The organism is Paenibacillus lacisediminis (assembly GCF_046567315.2).
This window is the reverse complement of record NZ_JBKIAX020000015.1, coordinates 1-19,694: the sequence shown is the minus strand read 5'-3', so window position 1 is coordinate 19,694 and position 19,694 is coordinate 1. Positions and strand designations below refer to the sequence as shown.

The 19,694-nt window shown below is 54.5% G+C and carries 17 protein-coding genes and 1 rRNA gene; 16 read left to right on the top strand and 2 right to left on the bottom strand.

What is annotated here, in order from left to right; genetic code table 11:
- Nucleotides 1-12: 12 nt before the first annotated feature.
- From ACLD72_RS23760 to ACLD72_RS23750, 3 genes are all read left to right on the top strand, one after another.
- Complete coding sequence (locus ACLD72_RS23760; protein ID WP_411001849.1) at nt 13-660, top strand: DUF6483 family protein; 648 nt, start codon at nt 13-15, stop codon at nt 658-660.
- Nucleotides 661-742: 82 nt separating this feature from the next.
- Nucleotides 743-1,930, top strand: coding sequence for a class I SAM-dependent methyltransferase (locus ACLD72_RS23755; RefSeq protein WP_411001848.1), 1,188 nt, complete (start codon nt 743-745; stop codon nt 1,928-1,930).
- 724 nt (nt 1,931-2,654) lie between these two features.
- Nucleotides 2,655-5,153: an O-antigen ligase family protein gene (locus ACLD72_RS23750; protein ID WP_458476182.1), complete on the top strand. Its 2,499-nt coding sequence runs from the start codon at nt 2,655-2,657 to the stop codon at nt 5,151-5,153.
- Nucleotides 5,154-5,241: 88 nt separating this feature from the next.
- On the opposite strand, the gene ACLD72_RS23745 is transcribed toward ACLD72_RS23750, so the two are convergent.
- Nucleotides 5,242-5,556 (bottom strand): dehydrogenase, encoded by a 315-nt coding sequence (locus ACLD72_RS23745; protein WP_128629921.1) that lies wholly within the window; start codon nt 5,554-5,556, stop codon nt 5,242-5,244.
- Nucleotides 5,557-5,730: 174 nt separating this feature from the next.
- Here ACLD72_RS23745 and ACLD72_RS23740 point away from each other — a divergent pair, with 174 nt between their 5' ends.
- The 11 genes from ACLD72_RS23740 to ACLD72_RS23690 all read left to right on the top strand — a co-directional run bounded on the left by ACLD72_RS23740 (nt 5,731) and on the right by ACLD72_RS23690 (nt 17,404).
- On the top strand, nt 5,731-6,342 hold the full coding sequence (locus tag ACLD72_RS23740) for an undecaprenyl phosphate transporter UptA (RefSeq protein WP_411003891.1): 612 nt from the start codon (nt 5,731-5,733) through the stop codon (nt 6,340-6,342).
- Nucleotides 6,343-6,370: 28 nt separating this feature from the next.
- Complete coding sequence (locus tag ACLD72_RS23735) at nt 6,371-6,997, top strand: MBL fold metallo-hydrolase (RefSeq protein WP_411003903.1); 627 nt, start codon at nt 6,371-6,373, stop codon at nt 6,995-6,997.
- A gap of 808 nt (nt 6,998-7,805) precedes the next feature.
- Nucleotides 7,806-8,456: an MgtC/SapB family protein gene (locus ACLD72_RS23730; protein ID WP_411003892.1), complete on the top strand. Its 651-nt coding sequence runs from the start codon at nt 7,806-7,808 to the stop codon at nt 8,454-8,456.
- Nucleotides 8,457-8,538: 82 nt separating this feature from the next.
- The gene (locus ACLD72_RS23725; RefSeq protein WP_411003893.1) at nt 8,539-8,922 is read left to right on the top strand and encodes an ATPase; all 384 of its coding nucleotides are present in this window, start codon (nt 8,539-8,541) and stop codon (nt 8,920-8,922) included.
- A 176-nt stretch (nt 8,923-9,098) separates the two neighbouring features.
- Entirely contained in the window at nt 9,099-9,386 is a 288-nt protein-coding gene (gene gatC / locus ACLD72_RS23720) for an Asp-tRNA(Asn)/Glu-tRNA(Gln) amidotransferase subunit GatC (protein WP_411003894.1), read from the top strand.
- 85 nt (nt 9,387-9,471) lie between these two features.
- Complete coding sequence (gene gatA, locus ACLD72_RS23715) at nt 9,472-10,926, top strand: Asp-tRNA(Asn)/Glu-tRNA(Gln) amidotransferase subunit GatA (RefSeq protein ID WP_411003895.1); 1,455 nt, start codon at nt 9,472-9,474, stop codon at nt 10,924-10,926.
- Between the two features lie 41 nt (nt 10,927-10,967).
- On the top strand, nt 10,968-12,407 hold the full coding sequence (gatB, locus tag ACLD72_RS23710; protein WP_411003896.1) for an Asp-tRNA(Asn)/Glu-tRNA(Gln) amidotransferase subunit GatB: 1,440 nt from the start codon (nt 10,968-10,970) through the stop codon (nt 12,405-12,407).
- Nucleotides 12,408-12,485: 78 nt separating this feature from the next.
- Nucleotides 12,486-12,944, top strand: coding sequence for a GNAT family N-acetyltransferase (locus ACLD72_RS23705; RefSeq protein WP_411003897.1), 459 nt, complete (start codon nt 12,486-12,488; stop codon nt 12,942-12,944).
- Between the two features lie 213 nt (nt 12,945-13,157).
- Complete coding sequence (locus tag ACLD72_RS23700; RefSeq protein ID WP_458476181.1) at nt 13,158-14,981, top strand: DUF4097 family beta strand repeat-containing protein; 1,824 nt, start codon at nt 13,158-13,160, stop codon at nt 14,979-14,981.
- Nucleotides 14,982-15,125: 144 nt separating this feature from the next.
- A complete protein-coding gene (perR, locus tag ACLD72_RS23695; RefSeq protein WP_411003899.1) occupies nt 15,126-15,554 on the top strand; it encodes a peroxide-responsive transcriptional repressor PerR in 429 nt (142 codons plus the stop codon).
- Between the two features lie 119 nt (nt 15,555-15,673).
- On the top strand, nt 15,674-17,404 hold the full coding sequence (locus ACLD72_RS23690; protein WP_411003900.1) for a glycosyl hydrolase family 18 protein: 1,731 nt from the start codon (nt 15,674-15,676) through the stop codon (nt 17,402-17,404).
- A 381-nt stretch (nt 17,405-17,785) separates the two neighbouring features.
- Here ACLD72_RS23690 and ACLD72_RS23685 read toward each other — a convergent pair whose 3' ends face one another.
- Complete coding sequence (locus ACLD72_RS23685) at nt 17,786-18,163, bottom strand: DUF2614 family zinc ribbon-containing protein (protein ID WP_411003901.1); 378 nt, start codon at nt 18,161-18,163, stop codon at nt 17,786-17,788.
- A 162-nt stretch (nt 18,164-18,325) separates the two neighbouring features.
- Here ACLD72_RS23685 and ACLD72_RS23680 point away from each other — a divergent pair, with 162 nt between their 5' ends.
- Both ACLD72_RS23680 and ACLD72_RS23675 read left to right on the top strand, forming a co-directional pair.
- Nucleotides 18,326-19,204, top strand: a complete 879-nt coding sequence (locus ACLD72_RS23680; protein ID WP_411003902.1) for a nucleotidyltransferase-like protein — start codon at nt 18,326-18,328, stop codon at nt 19,202-19,204.
- A 372-nt stretch (nt 19,205-19,576) separates the two neighbouring features.
- Nucleotides 19,577-19,694 (top strand): 16S ribosomal RNA (locus ACLD72_RS23675); the annotation flags it as partial.

Here is a 19,694-nt window from a genome sequence, read left to right as displayed (position 1 = left end):
GATTGGGGAGACATGCTGCGGAGAGATTACCTGGTTCGCATGATCGAGGATATGACGGAAATCTTGGCAAAAGTATTTGCGCTTAAGCAGGAGAAAAAAACGGTGGAGGCGCGGACCGAGCTGGACGAACTGTACAAAAGGCAGTTCCGGCTGAATGCGCAGCTGCTCGGGACCTTATCGGCCAAGGATATCGTGCAAATGTTCCGCACCGGCGGAGAGATTGAGGCCGATAAACTGCAAAGCCTTGCCCGGCTGCTGAAGGAAGAAGGCGATTTGCTCGCTTCTTCCGGCGAGCCGGATGAAGGAATATCGCGCTGGATGAAATCGCTCCATCTGTATTTGACGTCGGCACTGAGCGGCGCGGATCGTTCATTATGGGACTGGGAAGGCAAAATCGCCGAGCTAAGGTCGCTGCTGAAGGATTACCGCCTTCCCGCCGAAACCGGAGGGCTGGTTTTCCGGTATGAAGAACAGGAGGGCCGTTTTGCACAGGCCGAAAACGTCTTGTTCCGGCTCCTGGAGGATGGCGAAATCTCCAAAGATGAAGGACTCGCCTTCTATCAACGGCTGTTGCAGCTTCCGCCGGAACGCTTGGAAGCGGGTGGGCTGCCGGAAGAAGAAGTCCGGGAAGGACTAGCTGAGCTGAAAAGCCGATTTTAGCGGGATCCGGCGTTTGGAACTCGTCTCCCATATGAGAAATAAACGCAAAATAACTAAGTAAGAAAGGCAGCTGGCATCGAAAATGGAATCACTGCAAAGTCTCGCAGGCCAACTGGCTGAGCAGGCTAGCCTGATTACGGCGACGATCAGCGGGCGCCGCAAACTGAGCGAAACGGAATACAGCAAAGTGCAAATCAAGCCTGTGGAATTGAAGCAGCGCCTGCATTATCAGTTTGCTTATCACTATCCGAATAAGGTCATCCACCGGAATATTCCGGCCGAATCGTTTGCGGACGAGTTGATGAAATTGTTTGCGGAAACGTTCCGGCAAGGTCTGTTGTGCACGGCGGAGGCCGACTATCAGGTGCTTATCAGCAAGAAGTTCAAAGTGACCATTCTGAAAAAAGCTCCTTCCCGCAAACCTTTGGGCACGTTGACGCATAACCGCCGCAAACAATACGTGCTTGAAGAGGGAACGCCCGTGCCGTTTCTGGTTGAGCTGGGGATCATGAACGCGGAAGGCAAAGTGCTGGCGAAAAAATATGATAAGTTCAGGCAGATCAACCGTTTCCTCGAAATGGTGCAGGACGTGCTCCCCAATCTGCCGCAAGGCCGTCCGCTGACGATCGTCGATTTCGGCTGCGGTAAATCGTATTTGACGTTTGCGCTGTATCATTATTTGGCGGTGCAGCAGCAGCGAAAGCTGAAAATCGTCGGGCTCGACCTGAAGGCGGACGTTATCGAGCACTGCGGCGCATTGGCCCGTAAGCTGAACTATGACGATCTGCGGTTCCTTGTCGGCGACATTGCCGATTACGATGAATTAAGCGAAGTGGACATGGTCGTCACCCTGCATGCGTGCGACACCGCTACCGACGCGGCGCTGGAAAAAGCAGTCCGCTGGAACGCTGTGGTTATTTTGTCGGTCCCCTGCTGTCAGCACGAGCTGTACAACCAGGTGGACAGCCCCGTATTGGAGCCGCTGCTTGGCCACGGCATCCTGAAAGAGCGTTTCTCGGCGCTTGCCACGGATGCCATCCGCGCCAAGCTGCTCGACGTGATGGGCTACAAGACGCAACTGCTCGAGTTCATCGATATGGAACACACGCCGAAAAACATCCTGATCCGAGCCGTCAAATCGCCGGGCGGGGATACGGACAAGCTGTGGCAAGAGTATGCCGCTTTCCGCGATTTTTTGAGCGCCGCCCCATATCTGGAGCGGGCATGCCGGGACTTGCTGCCGGAGATGGCGGTTCCAGGGGAGCGCTGATTCTGGCCGGGTAAGTTGTTGATAGTACAGATAAATATTTAGATAGGCTAATAGGGGGCTGCTTCATGGCTCCCTTTTTTCTTTATAGATTATCATCTTGCGGGTTGCGGGGATTTTAGCGGCCTCAGCCCCTATCGTTAGCTGCCAACTGCAAAAGCGCATCTTATTTTCCGTATCTGGCCCCTTTTCAGGCCCTTGGAATGCAAAAATGCAGTTGTTATAGATGGATATGGTAAAATGTGGTTGTATAGCGAAAATGAACTGCACTTTTTCATCTGAACCCCTATTGCCGGAGCTTTTTTCACAAAATGGCCTGCACTTTTGCATTTCGTTGAGGTAACCGCACCGCGACATTGTAGTTTCATCTTACTTGTCGGGCAATCCACTTTATTCATTCTCACTTATTGCAAACCGCGTTACTCCATCCCACCTTGTGAGCAAAGCACATTACTCTAACCTACGTCTAGCCAACAATATGTAACCCACATTAAACAACCTCGTTATGCTTCCCTCTCAGCGTTCATTTCGATTTCTCATTCACAAGTGCATTTTGATTATGCCGTTCACAGCGTGTTCCCCGTATGCCGTATCGTCGCATCACATTAGAGAAATAAATTAAGAATACGTTTCAACGGATCGGACAATGACTGTTGGTATGGACATGGATGATGAATGCCGTACGGAAACACGTATTGAAAGTGCGTTAAAAGGGGGGAGAATTAGAATGAGCAGATTCGGGTTATATGGACCGGCGGTCGCGGTTTGCGGGACGGGGCTGGTGCTGTGCGGGTTAAACGGGTTGTTTTTTATGGATACGGCAGCCGCTCTGCTGCTCGTTTCGGGATGGCTGGCCGTATCGGCCGCGGCGGCGGGGGCTTGGGCTTTAAGATGGAAAAAAACGGAATGGCATCATTTGTTCTCCGAAAGACGATGGGATGGCTGGCTGCTGGCTGGCCCGTTTGTCCTGACCGCCCTGTACGGATTAACCTTGCTTGCCGCCAATGCCTTATCGGTTCAGGCAACGTTCGAGGCCGTGTTAAGCTGGGCTTTTTACGGCGTCGTAGGCGTTGCTGTCTACTTGGCGGCGGGAGAGAAGGGCAGCAGGCGCTTGCTGGAAACAGGCTGGCTGGCGATTGGGGGGCTGTTGGCCGTAACGGGATTGGCAGCCGTATACGGCTTGCTGCCGCTGCCGGGAGCTGTTTTGCGGACCGCCGACCGGGAGATTGCCGCAGCGGGAGCGAGACTCGGCGGTTTGCTGCAATATCCGAACACTTACGGCGCGGTCATGGCCGCTTTTCTGTTGGAGCGCCTGGTCAGGCTGGCCGGCTGGAGCGCGGCGGATTTCCGCCGGGAGCGCCGCTGGCGCGGATATGGGGCGGCCGCTTGGGCGCTGCTTTACGCGCTCTGCCTGCTGCTCAGCGAGTCGCGCGGGGCCTATGCGGCCGGGCTGGCCGGCTGGGCGGCGGGTTGCGCCCTGCTGCGCGGGCCCGCACGGCGCCGCTACGTGCTCCACAGCGGCGTTATCGCCGCCGCCGGAGCCGTGCTCGCCCGCCAACTCGCCGCCGCGCAGCTGGCTCCAGCGCCGCTGCCGGGGCTGCTGGCGCTGGCCGCGGTGCTGGCGGCGGCGCTGCTGCTGGCGGGGCGGGCCGCCCGCTGGCGAGAGGCGCGCAGCCTCGCCAGCGTGGGCGCCGCAGGGCACAGCCCCGGCGCAGAGCCGCGCCGCAGCGGGGCCGGCGGCCTGGGCGCTGCTATGCGCGGCCAGCGTCGGCGCACGCCGCCCTGGCGCGCGCTGCTTCGCGCCCTGCGCGGCCGCCCCGGCGCTCACGCCCCGCAGGCGCCGCCCCCGCCCCGGGCCGCGGCCCTGCGCCGCGCCGCCTGCGGCGGAGCCGCGCTGCTGCTCGCGGCACCGCTTGCGGCGCTGGCGTCCGCCGGTTTCCCGGGGCGGCTGTTCCGCCCGGAAACGTGGTTCGCCCGTGCCGCGATGTACGGCGACGCCGTGCAGCTGCTGCGGCAGTCGCCGTGGCTCGGCCAGGGCGGCGATGCCTGGCGCCAGGCGTTCCGCAGCGTGCAAAGCCATCCTTACGTCGGCAATGAAGTGCACAGCGGCTACCTGGACATCGCCCTTGATCTTGGCTTGCTGGGCCTCGCCGTCATGCTGCTTTGGCTTGGCGCCGCCGCCGTCCGCCTGTTCCGGGCGAGAAGCCCCCTGCTCCCGCCCTTTGCGGCGCTGCTCCTGCATAGCGCCATCGACTTTGATATGAGCTACGGCATCATTTGGCTGCTCATCATCGGGATGATCGGCATGACGGGTGCAGAAGATGCAGCCCAAACGAAGTCCCGGGAGGAGCACATGACCGTTAAGCAGACTGATGCTTCGGGAAGGAACCGGACTTTAGAAGTACACGCCAACGTGCCCAGGAACAAGCGCAGGGCGGATATGATATGGAACGCGCGAACTGCGAACAATTTGCTGCGGTTCATTCGTCCCGTTTTTGGTGTTTTGCTCAGTGTACTGCTGCTAGCGGTAAGTGCAGCCGGCTTTCTACAGGCCGAAAGTCTTCGCTTGTACCGGTCAGCCTTGTCCTTGCAGGAAACGGCGAGCCTGATCTCCCCCGCTGCGCCAATGCATTCACAAACTGCGGCAAACGTGCAAAATAACGCCGGCTTTTTCGGGACCTCTGTCTCCGTTTCCTCTGCGGGTTATGCGAATGCAGCGCAAAACCACCAAGCCGCCCTGCTTGAACGGTCGCTGGCCTATTGGCCGTACCGGACATCGGCGCGGCTGGCGCTGGCCGGCTTGTCCGCTCCTCCCGAAGCGGCGGCCATCCTGCGCTCCGGGCTCGCTTACGATGCGGCCAACCCCGCTTTATGGTTGGCGCTCGGCGACGCTTTGGCCTGCCAGACGGACCTTGGCGCCGCCCCTGCCATGAACCGGGCGCTTGAACTGGACCGGTTCGATCCTCATACCCAAACCGCCGCCCTGCGCGGTTTGGAGCAGCTGGCCCGGCGCCTGTCGGAGCAGGGGCGGCCACGGCAGGCCAAGGCGGCCGCTGCGGCGGGGGCGCGGATCTACGCCCGATACGCCGAACTGGCTGACTCGGTCAAAACGTCTGTGCGGCGAAACGACCGGCGATTCCGCTTGACCGCCGAAGCCGTCATCCTGGGCGAAGCGATGCGGCAAATGGCCGATTCCGCCGCTTCATCCCAGGCGCGGCTGAATTAGCCCAAACCACCGGATGCTCCCACCATCGAATGTCCCGACTATGTCCCGATCATGTCCAGGCGCCCGGAATACTCCACCCTCGCTTCTCTCAACCCCCAAAAGCCGCCCGGAACGCCGCCGCCAGCTTTTCACGGTCGATCTGCCATAGCTCCGCCAGCTCGCCGCTGACTTCCTGATCCCACCAGTCGGCGAGCACTTTCCGGTTGCTGTGGTTTTCGTGGATCCAAAGCAGGTTGCCGATCACTTTTTTGTAATACAGCGTTTCGCCCTCCCGAACCAGGTTTTCGGGAATATATACGCCAAGCCTTTTAATGGCGCGGTACAGCTCATTGCTGCAGCTCCGGCGGATTTTGCGCGGGCTTGGGAGTGACTCCTGATGTTTTGCGGAGAAGTTGCCTGCCATATTGCGAGGCCTCCTTTTTCACCAACATATGCGTCCGCTCCCGCTAGAGTTCGTTTAGGCCTAAGCCGAAGTAGAATGCATGTCCCCCGCTGTGATAGAATAGACTTTGATCATAGGGATATTTTTGCAGGGCGGGCAAGAAAACAAGAAGCAACGAGGAAAGAGGACGAAACGGTGGAATGGATATCAAATCTAATTAGCACATTATTGGATTGGGTTCAGCAATTGGGGTATTTCGGCATTATGCTCGGTCTGATGATCGAGATTATTCCCAGCGAAATCGTGCTGGCTTACGGCGGTTATTTGGTGTATTTGGGCAGCATTAATTTCGTGGGGGCAGTGTTTTTCGGCGTTGTCGGCGGCGTTATCGCCCAGTTGTTCATTTACTGGATCGGCCGTTATGGCGGCAGACCGATTTTGGAAAAGTACGGGAAGTACATTTTGATTAAGAAAAAACATATCGACGTGTCGGAAGCCTGGTTTTTGAAATACGGGTCAGGCGTCATTTTTACCGCCCGGTTTATCCCGGTGGCGCGGCATGCGATTTCGATACCGGCCGGGATGGCCAAAATGCCCGTCGGCAAGTTTTTGCTGCTGACCACGCTGGCGGTGATTCCCTGGTCGATCCTGTTCGTGTATTTGGGGATGCTGCTCGGCGAACAATGGCAGCATGTCGATGAGAAGGCGGGTCCTTACATCATGCCGATTCTGCTAGGCGCTTTGGCCTTGCTGATCGTGTATGTGGTCGTTAAAATGTTCAGCAACAAGAAAAAAGCAGCGAAATAACCGAGAACAAAGGAAGAAGGCTGAAGGTATGCTGAAAATAGAAACATTTATGTTGGGGCCGTTGCAAACGAACGCTTACCTGGTCCGGGGCGACGATGAGAAGCGGGCGATCGTGATCGACCCGGGCATGAACCCGGGCCCGCTGCTGCGCCGCATCGAAGGGCTGGAGATCGAAGCGATTCTGCTGACGCACGCGCATTTTGACCATATCGGTGGGGTCGACGAAATCCGCAAGCTGAAAAAATGCCCGGTGTACGTCCACCCGCTCGAGAGCGAATGGCTGACCACGCCGAAGCTGAACGGTTCGCTTATGTGGCCGGAGGTGTCGCCGCCGCTCTCGACCGATCCGGCCGAATACGATCTGGCCGAGGCGCAGAAACTCCGGTTGATCGGGCACGAATTTACCGTCTATCATACGCCGGGACATTCTCCCGGCAGCGTTAGTTTTTTGTGCGGGGACGAGTTGTTTTCCGGCGACGTGCTGTTCCGTTTAAGCGTCGGGCGAACCGATTTGCCGGGCGGCCGGGAAGCGGATTTGTACAATTCGATCCGCGGCAAGCTGTTCCGGATGCCGGATGAGGTTAAGGTTTACCCGGGGCATGGCCTCAAAACGACCATCGGTTTTGAACGGGCCAACAACCCTTACGTTTCCTGAAACCGTGTCAGAAAAACGTCTATCGACGTATTCTCAGGAAGACAGACCGCGTTTAGCGGTAGTTTTTCACCATGATATAGTAATTGTCAGCTCCGCTGAAGACTTATAACTCAACTGTCGCAGAACGAAAACGAATTTAAAAGCTGGTTGCGCATGGATTTAACAGCGCTGAAATGCGGACTTGTACCGCTAGGTAGAGGAGGGGAATCCCACGAAAGGCAAAAGTGCAGGCGGTTTTTGTCGAAACTCCTCTAAAACGGTGGTTCAAAGGTAAAAGTGCAGTTCGTTTCCGGCCAAAAACTGCTTTTTTATCGGATAGTCTCAAAAGAGATGCACTTTTGCATTTCAACTGCTCTAAAATGACAATTTACGGATAATAGAATGCACTTTTGCAGTTGATCCCATCGGGCCGTCCCTCTTCCCCAGAAATACGATAAATGCGGCTTTCATTGTCAGCTTCACCGGTAGAATGTGGCTGCGAAAGTTGAGTATAAATTCTCTAAACTTCAAAAAAACGATGTCGGATCAACGCCGGTTGTGCGGAATTCTTAGCTTTCCCGTGCACCTAAAACGAAATTGCAACAAGTTCCCCGAAAAAGTGCAAAAATAGTGGACAAAAGTACATAGCTTTGGTAGGATGTATTTAATTAAAACATTGTAACTTTTGCGAAGCACGCAAGCTGTGGAATTGTCCCGGTTTGCGTTCTTTTTTGTGTTTTTTTGCCAATCCTTATGTTCACCGCTTTCTTTTGCCGGTTCGAATTTGCTAAAATAAGGATAAAAGACTGCAAACCGGAGGACCTCTAATGTGGATATCGAGCTGTTATTGCGCGTCCTGATCGCAGGGATATGCGGTGTCCTGATCGGGTTCGAACGCAAGAACCGCATGAAGGAGGCGGGCGTGCGGACGCACTATGTCGTTGCAGCCGGAGCGGCCCTGATGATCATTATTTCGAAATACGGCTTTCAGGATCAGATCGGCTGGGAGAATCTGTCGCTGGACCCGTCGCGGGTCGCGGCCGGCGTCGTCAGCGGGGTCGGTTTTCTTGGCGCCGGCATGATATTTATGCAGAAGCATACGGTCAAAGGTTTAACCACGGCGGCGGGCATTTGGGCGACGGCGGGAATCGGCATGGCGGTCGGAGCGGGGATGTATTTTATCGGGATCGCTGTAACGCTCCTCCTGCTGCTTGGGCAAATCATCCTGCACGGCCGGTATAGCTGGCTGACCTCACCCAAGACCGATACGGTTACCCTTGTGCTGAAGCGGGAGGAAGGGATCATCGACCGTTTTCTGGACCGGCTGGAGGAGCTGCATATTTCCGTGCTCAGCTTTGAGGCGGAGCGCCGGGATGAGGAAATCGAGCTGGAGCTGACGGTGCAATTTAAGTCGGGGGCGAATCTGGAAACCTTGCTGTCGTCCATGGATGAAGATATCAAGCGGATGAAAGTAGAGTAGCAGGCTGTGAGGTTGCCTATCTTTCATTTTTTTAGTAGGATAATAAAATAACTTATTATTGAATGAATCAGGGAGGTAGACGATGCTTCATTTGGGAGAGAAAATTGTGATCGTCGGCGATGCCTTTGAGCAGAATCTTCCTGTTGGGGAATATGGCTTCGTAATTGCTTATGACCGCAATCCGGATAACGCTTTTGACTATGTCATCAGGTCTCCTAAGACAGGACGGAATTATTTCGTTCCGCAGAGCGATGTGGAATCCGAAGAACGGCTGATTGAGCAGGAAGTAGAGCGAAGAACTCAGGAAGCATTGATCGATTACGCTTTGGCTACACATAACGAGAAGCTTTTCCGGCAAATTATGAACGGCGAAAGCAGCGATACAGGCGAGCAAAACGAATCAACAAAGGAAGTAATGTCCCAGGCGGAATTCATCAAACAGGTGAATTTGCGGGCATGGATATAAAGAGTCGGCGTTGCCGGCTCTTTTTCTGTTTTACGCCTGCAGTGACGCTGGTAGTAGCGTATGCGGCTAACGGATTGAATTGACTGTGATTCTACAATATAATTTAAATCAATTGTATGGACATGGTAGAATGGAGCAATCAGGTTTTCCTGGCTTGAATAAAGGAGGGCAACAAAGTGAGTATCCAGATGAAAGACGTTGAACATGTGGCCAAGCTGGCCCGCTTGCATTTGACCGACGAGGAGCGGGAAATGTTCACGGAACAATTGAACGCTATTTTACAATATGCCGAAAAGTTAAATGAGCTGGACACCGATCAAATCGAGCCGACGACACATGTGCTGCATCTCAGCAATGTCATGCGGGAGGATGTGGTCAAAGATAGCCTGCCTCCGGAAAAAGTATTCCTTAACGCGCCGGACGAAGAGGACGGGCAGTTCAAGGTTCCGGCCGTGCTGGAATAGGAATAGGAATAGACACCGCACTCGGACTAGCATTCGTTCGGGCTGACATTTAGGTAAAACGTGAAAATTGAAGGAGGAAACAAGTTTGGCGCTGTTTGATTTGCGTTTGCAGGAGATACATAATCAACTGCATAACAAGGAGCTGTCTGTATCCGATCTGGTCGGCGAAGCTTTCGCCAAAATTCGTGAGCGCGATGAGAAGATCGGGGCGTTTTTGACGCTGAATGAAGAAGGAGCCCGGGCCGAGGCTTCGCGGCTTGACGATAAGCTGGCTTCGGGAGAGCAATGGGGGTTGCTGTTCGGTTTGCCGATCGGCATCAAGGACAATATGGTGACGGAAGGGCTGCTTACAACCTGCGGCAGTCAGTTTTTGAAAAACTATAACCCGATTTACGATGCAACGGCCGTGACGAAGCTGAAGCAAGCGGAAGCGGTGACGATCGGCAAACTGAACATGGACGAATTCGCCATGGGCGGATCGAACGAGAACTCCAGCTTTCATCCTGTCCGCAATCCGTGGGATTTAAGCCGCGTTCCCGGCGGTTCGAGCGGCGGATCGGCGGCGGCGGTAGCGGCCGGGGAAGCGTTTTTTGCGCTCGGTTCCGATACCGGCGGTTCGATCCGTCAGCCGGCTTCGTACTGCGGTGTCGTTGGCCTGAAGCCGACTTACGGCCGCGTATCACGATACGGGCTGGTGGCGTTCGCTTCTTCGCTGGATCAAATCGGCCCCATTACGAAAAATATCGAGGATTCCGCTTACGTGCTGCAAGCGATCGCCGGACACGACCCCAAGGACTCCACTTCGGCGGATGTTGAGGTTCCGGATTACCTGTCGGCGTTGACCGGGGAAATTTCCGGGCTGAAAATCGCCGTGCCGAAGGAATACCTGGAAGGTATCGACCCGCAGGTCAAAGCCGCGGTGCTGGAAGCTTTGCGCGTGCTGGAAAGCCTTGGCGCCAAATGGGAAGAAGTTTCGCTGCCGCATACCGAATACGCCGTAGCGGCTTACTACCTGCTCGCGTCCTCCGAAGCGTCGTCCAACCTGTCGCGGTTTGACGGCGTCCGTTACGGTGTGCGCGCGGATCATGCCGGCAGCCTGCTTGATCTCTATTACGACTCGCGCAGCCAGGGCTTTGGTCCGGAAGTGAAGCGCCGCATTATGCTGGGCACTTACGCGCTCAGCTCAGGCTATTATGACGCCTATTACCTGAAGGCCCAGAAGGTCAGAACGTTGATCAAGCAGGACTTCGATCAGACCTTTGCGAAATACGACGTCATTATCGGCCCGACGGCGCCGACGACGGCCTTCCCGCTGGGCTCTCAAGTCGACGATCCGCTGACGATGTATTTGAACGACATTTTGACGATTCCGGTCAGCTTGGCCGGCGTTCCTGCGCTGAGCGTGCCGTGCGGTTTTGCCGAGGGAATGCCGGTCGGCTTGCAGATCATCGGCAAGCCTTTTGACGAGAGCACGATCCTGCGTGTGGCGCACGCGTTCGAAGCGAATACGGATCATCATCTGAAGCGTCCGGTGTTGTAAGATCCCATTGAATCAATTTAAAGTTTGCAGGAGGACAGGCCATGTCAATATCCAATTATGAAACGGTGGTTGGGCTGGAAGTGCACGTGGAGCTGCACACGAAAACGAAAATTTTCTGCGGCTGTTCCACCGAGTTCGGCGCTCCGCCGAACACGCATACCTGCCCGGTATGTCTTGGGCATCCCGGCGTTTTGCCCGTGCTGAACCGCCAGGCCGTCGATTACGCGATGAAGGCGGCGATGGCGCTGAACTGCGAAATCGGCGATGTGAGCAAATTCGACAGGAAAAATTACTTCTATCCCGATTCGCCGAAAGCATACCAAATTTCGCAATACGATCAGCCGATCGGCTTGAACGGATATATCGATATCGAGGTGGACGGGCGGACGAAACGGATCGGCATTACCCGTCTGCATTTGGAGGAGGATGCCGGCAAGCTGACGCACGTCGATGGCGGGTTCGCCTCGCTGGTCGATTTTAACCGGGTCGGCACGCCGCTGGTTGAAATCGTGTCCGAGCCGGACATCTCTTCGCCGGAGGAAGCCAGAGCTTATCTGGAGAAACTGCGGGCGATCATGCTGTATTGCGAAGTGTCCGACGTGAAGATGGAAGAAGGCTCGATGCGCTGCGACGCCAACATCAGCTTGCGTCCGCACGGACAGAAAGAATTCGGCACCCGGGCCGAGCTTAAAAACATGAACTCGTTCCGCGGCGTGGTCCGCGGGCTGGAATACGAGCAGCTTCGCCAGGCGGAGATTTTGGACGAGGGTGGGGAAGTCGTGCAGGAGACGCGCCGCTGGGACGAGTCCCAAGGCAAGACGTTCTCGATGCGCGGCAAAGAGGAAGCGCATGACTACCGTTATTTCCCGGACCCGGATCTCGTCACTTTGCATATCGATCAAGCCTGGAAGGAGCGGATCCGGGCGTCGATTCCGGAGCTGCCCGATGCGCGGAAGGCGCGGTACACTGCGGAATACGGGCTGCCGGAATATGACGCCGGCGTGATTACGTCTTCCAAAGCGCTGGCCGATCTGTTCGAGAACAGCTTGGAATATACGAAGGACGCCAAAGCGGTATCCAACTGGATCATGGGCGATTTGCTCGGCTATTTGAACACCAACGGCCTGGAGCTGACGGACGTGAAATTGACGGGGCAGGGGCTTGGCGAAATGATCGGGCTGCTGGAAAAAGGCACAATCAGCTCGAAAATCGCCAAAACCGTGTTCAAGGAAATGCTGCAAAGCGGCAAGCTGCCGCAGCAAATCGTCGAGGAGCAAGGTCTCGTGCAAATCAGCGACGAAGGCGCGATCAAGGCGATTGTGGACGAAGTTATCGCCGGCAACCCGGCTTCTGTCGAAGACTATAAGGCAGGCAAGGAGAAGGCGATCGGCTTCCTGGTCGGCCAGGTGATGAAGCAAAGCAAAGGAAAAGCGAACCCGGGGCTTGTCAACAAGCTGCTGGTGGAAGCGCTGAAAGGATAAGCAAGCCGGATTGCGGGCGGCCAGCGGCGAGCAAAGCAAGCTGCAATCCAGTACGCCGCAAGGCCAAGGGGGAATTCGATGATCGCGAGATTGCCGCTGGAGGATGCCGATATCGTGGAGCAAATCTGGAGTTTGCAGCATCAAGCCTACAGGCTCGAGGCCAGAGCTGTAGGGCTCACGGAGGCTCCGCCCCTGCCGGATACGTTCGATTCGATCCGGAGCAGCGGGGATGTCTTTTACGGCGTGCTGTCAGAGGACGGTGAGCTGTTGGGGGCCGTCGCCGTTCGCAGTGAAGCTCCCGGTGTTTTGAACATTACCCGCCTGATGGTGCATCCCGAACGCTTGCGGCGGGGCATTGGCTCCTCCTTGGTGCAGTACGTCCTGGACAACCATCCGGAAGCAGGGCGGTTTACGGTAGCCGCCAGCACGCAAAACGCCGCAGCGGTCGCTTTATACCGCCGCAGCGGCTTTGTGCCGGCGGAAACGGTTAGCTCCGCCGCCGGTGTGGAGCTAACGTTGTTCCGTTTGGAAAGATAGGCGCTCCCGGAACATGAATATCCCTTGGCAAGAGATTGCCGGCACCTCGTAAAAGCGCGGGTGGCAGGAGTTTAGGGCTTCTGGCACTTGCGCTTTTTCTTTTCGGCCCAGTTCATTCCATGTTACAGGAAAAGGCGATATCGGTTATTATAAAAAGATAGAGAAACTCCCGAACGGATATGACAGGCTCATAGAAAGGGGAGGGGAGAGATGATGCCGGATATGATGCCGATGCAGCCGCCGGCCGGGCGTGAACGGACGAAGGGCTACAAGCCGCGGCGGCGTAAACGCAAAACGATTGCCTGTTTGCTGTCCGCCCTGTTTCCGGGTTTGGGCCATTTGTATTTGCGCCTGTTTTTCCGGGCCATCGCGTTTATTTATTTTGTGCTTATCGACGCGTCCGCGCTGATTTATTTTTCAACCGTGCGGATGGCGATTAACGTTCCGCTGCTCGTGCTATTGGGGCTGCTGATTCCTGCAGCTTATTTCTACAGCATTTATGACGTGCTTCAATCCACCGATGTGCTGAACGCCCGTTTAAGAAAAGAGCCGGAAGCGGACGAGGAGGAGCGATCGGCGGAAGCAGGCCGGAATCCGGACTCTGGACTGGTCCAGGGGATTCGCGCTAGCATCCTGCTGGCAGGCGGTGGCGTCCTGATGTTTCTGCTCCGGCAAAAGCCGCTTTGGCTGCAGGAGTTGATTCAAATCGGCGCGGAGTACATCGTGGCAGCCGCTTTGATCATGACGGCGCTGATCATGGTGATCCGCGAAGGACGGCGCCGTTATTGGCGTTCGGGGCGCTTGACGGCTGCGATGCTGCTTTTGTCGGTTGCCGTTCTTTTGCTGATCGACAAGTATACCGGCATGGACGATATGCTGCTTCTGCGCAAGTGGTGGCCGATCCTGTTCGTGTTTTGGGGACTCGAGCATATTTTGGCGCTGATTTGGAACGTTAGAAAAAAGCTCCGTCCGAAGCGCCTGCTGCGGGTGGATGCTCAGGGGCTTTTGCTCTCTATATTTGCCGCTTTTTCCGTGTTTGCCGTGACCCAGCAAGATCACTATATGCATCTTTGGAACCGGGTAAGCCTCGATTTGACGGCGGCCGGGACGGAATTCAGCGCGCAGGAGGGCTACCGGGTCGAAAAGCCGGAGCTCGAAATCCCGATCGATCTGGATACCGGCAAAATCGCGATCGACGGAATCAACGGGGACATCGAAGTGAAAAAAGCGAGCATTGAAAATGTCATCATCAAATATACGGTTTGGGTGGACCAGTTGGGCACAGAGGATGCCCGGAAAATCGCCGCCGGGACCTCCGTTGCCGCGAATGAAGGGAGCACGCTGGGACTCTCCGTGCAAGACAAGGCGTATGGGGAGAGCGGCCGCCGCCACCCGCGTGTGGATCTGACCGTCGTGCTGCCGGAAAACCGCTTTTTGGATCTGGATATTTCCACCTCCAGCGGCGGCATTACGCTGACGGGGGTTCAGGCCATGAAGCAGGTCAAGCTGCAGACCGGAAACGGGGATCTGCGGCTGTGGGATGTCATCGGCGACGTTTCGGCGAAAACGCTGAACGGCGACATTGAGCTGTATCGGATTTTCGGCGATGCCCAGGTTGATACCCAGGGAGGCAATGTAAAAGGCAGAGGGATTACCGGAAAAGCTTCCTTGTCTACTCTCGTTGGGGATATTACGCTGACGGAGGCCCAGGATGCGATCAAAACGAACACGAAAAACGGGAATATTCGCGTGGACGGCGTGCCGGCGGAGCTTCAGGCCGAATCTTTGAACGGCAAAGTGCATATTTCTTCCTCGTCGGTAGGGGGAGACTGGGACGTGTACAGCGCGGTCGGGGAAATACGCTTCGATCTTCCGGAGGTTGGCGACTACACTTTGGATGGTTCCAGCGGATATGGGGATATTTTTACCGAAATGCCGTTTACCGTAGAGGATAAGGAAATTAAAGGGGCCGTCGGCACCGGCAAATACCGGGTGAAAGTTGATGGGAACAGCAATTTGATCGTAAACCGGAACTGAAGATTTTGCAAAATAGTTCTTTTGTTCGGGAAGGCCTGGTTTATACTGCGTTGACAAAAGATTTATCCTAAACGTACAATAAAATTACAGATTCTTGGAAAGTTGCTTGATCTGGAATGAGCTTATTTGAAGGCGGTGGACCTATTGACAACGCGCGTACAGCATGCTTTGGAGCAGCTGAAAAATAACGGTGTCCGCATTACGCCGCAGCGTCACGCCATACTCACTTATCTTATGGAATCGCTGAGCCATCCTACTGCGGATGAAATCTACCGCTCCTTGGAGCCCCGTTTTCCGAATATGAGTGTGGCCACGGTTTATAATAATTTGAAAATGTTAATGGAAGCCGGCATGGTTCGCGAATTGACCTATGGCGACAATTCAAGCCGCTTTGACGCGGATGTATCCGACCATTACCATGTGATTTGCGAACGATGCGGCAAAATCAAGGATTTCAGCTACCCTTCGCTGGAGGATGTGGAACGCAAAGCGGAGGAAGCGACCGGTTTTCAAATCCAGGGACATCGGCTGGAGCTGTATGGCGTTTGCAGCGAATGCCGGATGGAGCATTAATATAAGCGATTTGTTTAATGACCTGCGGGTGTTGGATAACGTGCGGGATTCCCAGGGGAATTCTTCACGTTTTTATTTTTAGCAAGCAGCGGGGAAATCTAGTATGCGGAGGTAGGGCATTGAGGAGCAGGAGAAACACTTATCGCAGAAAAAGACGCGGCGGCAAGCTGAAATGGTGGTTAGGACTCGTTATTGTGGTTGCAGGCATCTACTGGGCATTAAACGTATTGCTGCCGAACCGCGACCATGTCAACCCGGAATGGTACGGGAAGGTGGAGAAGCCGGTATTTCTCGGCGGGGAACTGATGAAAGGGTCGGCTTTGGGGGAGGGGGACAGTTTGAAACTGCCGCTTCCCGTCATTCAATCGGCTATTGATCCGGATATCCGGTATGAGGAGGAGACGAAATCCGTCATACTGACCACGCCGCGGAAGTTGGTTTTCCTTAAGGCGAACGAAAAAATCGCCAAAATCAACAACAAGCCGACGGAGCTGCTGTTTGCTCCGGAGGAGAAGGACGGGGTTCTTTACCTGCCGGCCCATCTGCTTGAGGAGATCTACGGGACTGAGGTGCAGGAAGACCCGGAATCGGGAGTTGTCCTGCTGGCCAAAGCCGGGGAGAGCGTGCAGCAGGCCAGCGTGCAGACGTCATCGCGGGACAAGGATGCCAAGGTGTCGCTGCGCACGGGCCCGAATATTCACCAGCCGATCCTGGCGGATATGAAGCCGGATACCGAACTGCGGATCCTGCAGCCGGCCGCCGATGGTTGGTATTATGTCCAGATGAACAACGGTTATACGGGATATGTACCCGAAAAGAACGTGCTTGTCGGCGAGAAAAGGACGGTTCCGGAACTGAAGCTGGAGCTCTCCGCGGACAAGCAAAAGCGGATGTCCAAGAAGATCAGCATGACCTGGGAAGCCGTTTATCAAGTCGCGCCTAATCCCGCCGCCATCGGTAAGCTGCCGGGCGTAAATGTGGTGAGTCCGACCTGGTTTTCGCTGGCGGATAATGAAGGGAATGTGCAAAGCAAGGCCGACATCGCTTATGTGAAATGGGCTCATGCCCAAGGGATGCAGGTGTGGGGGCTGTTCAGCAACAGCTTTGATCCGGATCGGACGACGGAAGCGCTGGCGAATTTCGACCGGCGGCTGACGACGATTTTGCAAATGCTGCAATACGCCAAAATTTACGATCTGGATGGCATTAATATCGATTATGAAAACGTATATACGAAGGATAAGGAAAATCTGAACCAGTTCGTTCGCGAGCTGCGCCCGCTCGCTGAGGAGCAAGGACTGATTGTCTCGATCGACGTCACCCCGAAATCGAACAGCGAGATGTGGTCGGCTTTTCTGGATCGCGCGAAGCTTGGGGAAGCCGTGGACTATATAATTTTGATGGCTTATGATGAGCATTGGGCAGCCAGTCCGGTTTCCGGCTCGGTCGCTTCGCTCCCGTGGGCCGAATCCTCCGCCACCCGAATTTTGCAGGAGGACGGAGTTCCTCCGGAGAAGCTGATTCTCGGCGTTCCGCTCTATACGCGGATATGGACGGAAACCGAAAAGGACGGCAAAACGGAGGTCAGCTCAAAAGCGATCGGCATGAAGCGGGCCCAGGAAATTATCGCAGAAAAGAAGCTGAAGCCCCGCTTGGCCGAAGAAACTGGGCAAAATTATGTGGAGTACAGCGATAAGGAAGGCCTGCACCGGATATGGCTGGAGGATGCATCGTCTCTGGCCCGGCGCGTGGAGCTGGCCAAATCGCTTGATCTGGCGGGCATCGCCGCCTGGAACCGAAGTTTTGCTTCGGATGACGCCTGGGATGTGCTTGGTGAAATCATAAAATAGTTCATAGCAAAAAAAGCGGATCGCTCCTCAAAGCGACCCGCTTTTTTTAGTTTTAGATTATAGACCTTAATATAGTCTGAAAGTATAAAATTCCGAGGGAGGAGAAGAGGAGTCCGGGGGCTAAGGGACACCAGAGCCGTTATTCTTGAAAAAACGGGAGTTTGTAAAATGTAACGGACACAGATGACGTTATTTACCTCAAATCGTCCTGGATGAACGGGTTTAGAGCGAAATAGGGTCGCCTGTGTCCGTTAGGCTGGGAAATACCCGGGAAATAGGCGAATAAGGTCGCTGGTGTCCTTTAGAGTAACGTCCAAAGTAGAAGTCAGAGCCATTAAAGGACGCCGTCAGGCGTTTTTCTTATAATGTTTTAGTGTAGCCTTAACTCTTGGCCGTGGTAGCGGGCCCTTGCTGCTCCAGTTGATTCGCCGTGATGTTGGCTTTCGTAGGGTCAAAGGTAAGAATCGTTTTGCAGAACATGCAGCGGTCGGTTTTCCCCAACATTTTGGTCAGTTTATGGCATTCCGGACATTCCAATTGAACGGCCGAGGTCGATAGCATGCCGGCCCAAAAATAGACCGCAAGGCTGCCCAGCATGGATATTAACCCGATGACCAGGCCGATGCCGGCAACGATTTTGCCGGATTGTCCCCAAAATACGATTCCCGCAGTCCCAAGCACCATCAAACCCATACCAAGCATGGTAAGCAGCAAACCCCAAAGCCGGAATTCATTGATTTTACTTGATTTAAAAAACATTGGGCTAACCTCGATTCCTCATAAATTGCTCCGGAATTTGTATCCGGCGCGCTCCCCGTCCAAAACCTTCACCAGCCAAAAAATGCTAGAAGGAAACTTTAACTAGGCGTAGAACTATATTATAACGAATTGACAGGAATACGCCAAGGTGGGAGGCTATCCGTGGAACCAACCATTTTTTCGATAATGGACGAAGAGAAGGCAGGCCGTCAGGCGATCGGAGCGATCGGATACCGCCAGGATAACGGTAGTTCTCACGACACGCTGCTGCATGATTTCGAATTTCTGATCCTGGTAGTGCATCATGGATTGGAGGAGCGGACGGTCCGGATCGAGCATTGCCTAAGCGGCGATGTGCATTATCAGCTTGTGCATGTCGATTGCAACGAAATCGAGGACTGGGTCATTGCCGGGGATAACCGGGACTTGGTCAAATCCTTTTTGCACGGGGAGATTATTTGGGACGTCGCCGGGGAATTAGCGGCCTTCCGTTCACATATTAATCAGTTTGAAGACCGCATCAGGGAAAAACGCAAATTGAAAGAGTTTGCGAAGTTTCTCAAAATGTACAGCGAAGCCAAAAAGCTCACTGCGGCGCAGGAATTGCTGGATGCCTATTACAGCGTACTGCAGGCGCTCAAACATTTTGCCCGGCTCGAATTGACCGAACAAGGGATTTTGCCGGAGAGCCGCGTTTGGGAACAGGTGCGTTCCCTGAATTCTGTCGTTTACAAATTATTCGATGAACTGACGGATAATTCGGAGACCCTCGAGCAGCGCATCCAACTTGTTCTGCTGGCTTGCGAATTCTCTTTGACAAGCAAAATGGAAAGCTGCTGTTCGTTGCTCTTGCGCATATTAGGCAGCCGTAAGGAAGCCTGGAGCATTCAGGAGCTGATGAAGCTTTCCGAACTTGCTCATATGAAGGACGAGCTTCCCCTCGTGCTCAGAAGGTTGGTTTATCGGGGATTGGCCAAAGAGTCCGCCAAGACGCAAAAAGAAAGCAAAGGGGAACATCGCGAATTGCGATATTGGGTTTGAAGAGGGTGTTTGCCGTTGCCATATAATTCCTGTCACTTATGGGTTGACTCCTGCATTGATTCTGTGATACATTATATCTCGCCCTTAAAAAGGCAATGAAGTTCTGAAGCGTAAATCGGCATTATGGCCGAATGAACTTTCAAAAAAACTTCTTGACTTAATGAAGGGCAGTGTGATATATTAAAAAGGTCGCTGCTGAAACGAAAATGGCGACGGAACATGATGAAATTGAGTTCGGTATTGTGTCGAATTAAATGTCATCGCGAGTGGTTTGATCTTTGAAAACTGAACAACGAGTGAGTATTAAATGAGAATTAAAATTCTCGTCAGTAACTGATTGAGCTAATCGCTCTTTCGAATAAAGTTTCAACTTTATTGGAGAGTTTGATCCTGGCTCAGGACGAACGCTGGCGGCGTGCCTAATACATGCAAGTCGAGCGGACCTGATGGAGTGCTTGCACTCCTGATGGTTAGCGGCGGACGGGTGAGT

Coding starts and splice junctions, on each gene's coding strand:
- ACLD72_RS23700 (WP_458476181.1), top strand. CDS start 13,158: ATGCCGGATATGATGCCGATGCAGCCGCCGGCCGGGCGTGAACGGACG.
- ACLD72_RS23760 (WP_411001849.1), top strand. CDS start 13: ATGCTGCGGAGAGATTACCTGGTTCGCATGATCGAGGATATGACGGAA.
- ACLD72_RS23755 (WP_411001848.1), top strand. CDS start 743: ATGGAATCACTGCAAAGTCTCGCAGGCCAACTGGCTGAGCAGGCTAGC.
- gatB (WP_411003896.1), top strand. CDS start 10,968: ATGTCAATATCCAATTATGAAACGGTGGTTGGGCTGGAAGTGCACGTG.
- ACLD72_RS23705 (WP_411003897.1), top strand. CDS start 12,486: ATGATCGCGAGATTGCCGCTGGAGGATGCCGATATCGTGGAGCAAATC.
- ACLD72_RS23750 (WP_458476182.1), top strand. CDS start 2,655: ATGAGCAGATTCGGGTTATATGGACCGGCGGTCGCGGTTTGCGGGACG.
- ACLD72_RS23725 (WP_411003893.1), top strand. CDS start 8,539: ATGCTTCATTTGGGAGAGAAAATTGTGATCGTCGGCGATGCCTTTGAG.
- ACLD72_RS23685 (WP_411003901.1), bottom strand. CDS start 18,163: ATGTTTTTTAAATCAAGTAAAATCAATGAATTCCGGCTTTGGGGTTTG.
- ACLD72_RS23735 (WP_411003903.1), top strand. CDS start 6,371: ATGCTGAAAATAGAAACATTTATGTTGGGGCCGTTGCAAACGAACGCT.
- ACLD72_RS23745 (WP_128629921.1), bottom strand. CDS start 5,556: ATGGCAGGCAACTTCTCCGCAAAACATCAGGAGTCACTCCCAAGCCCG.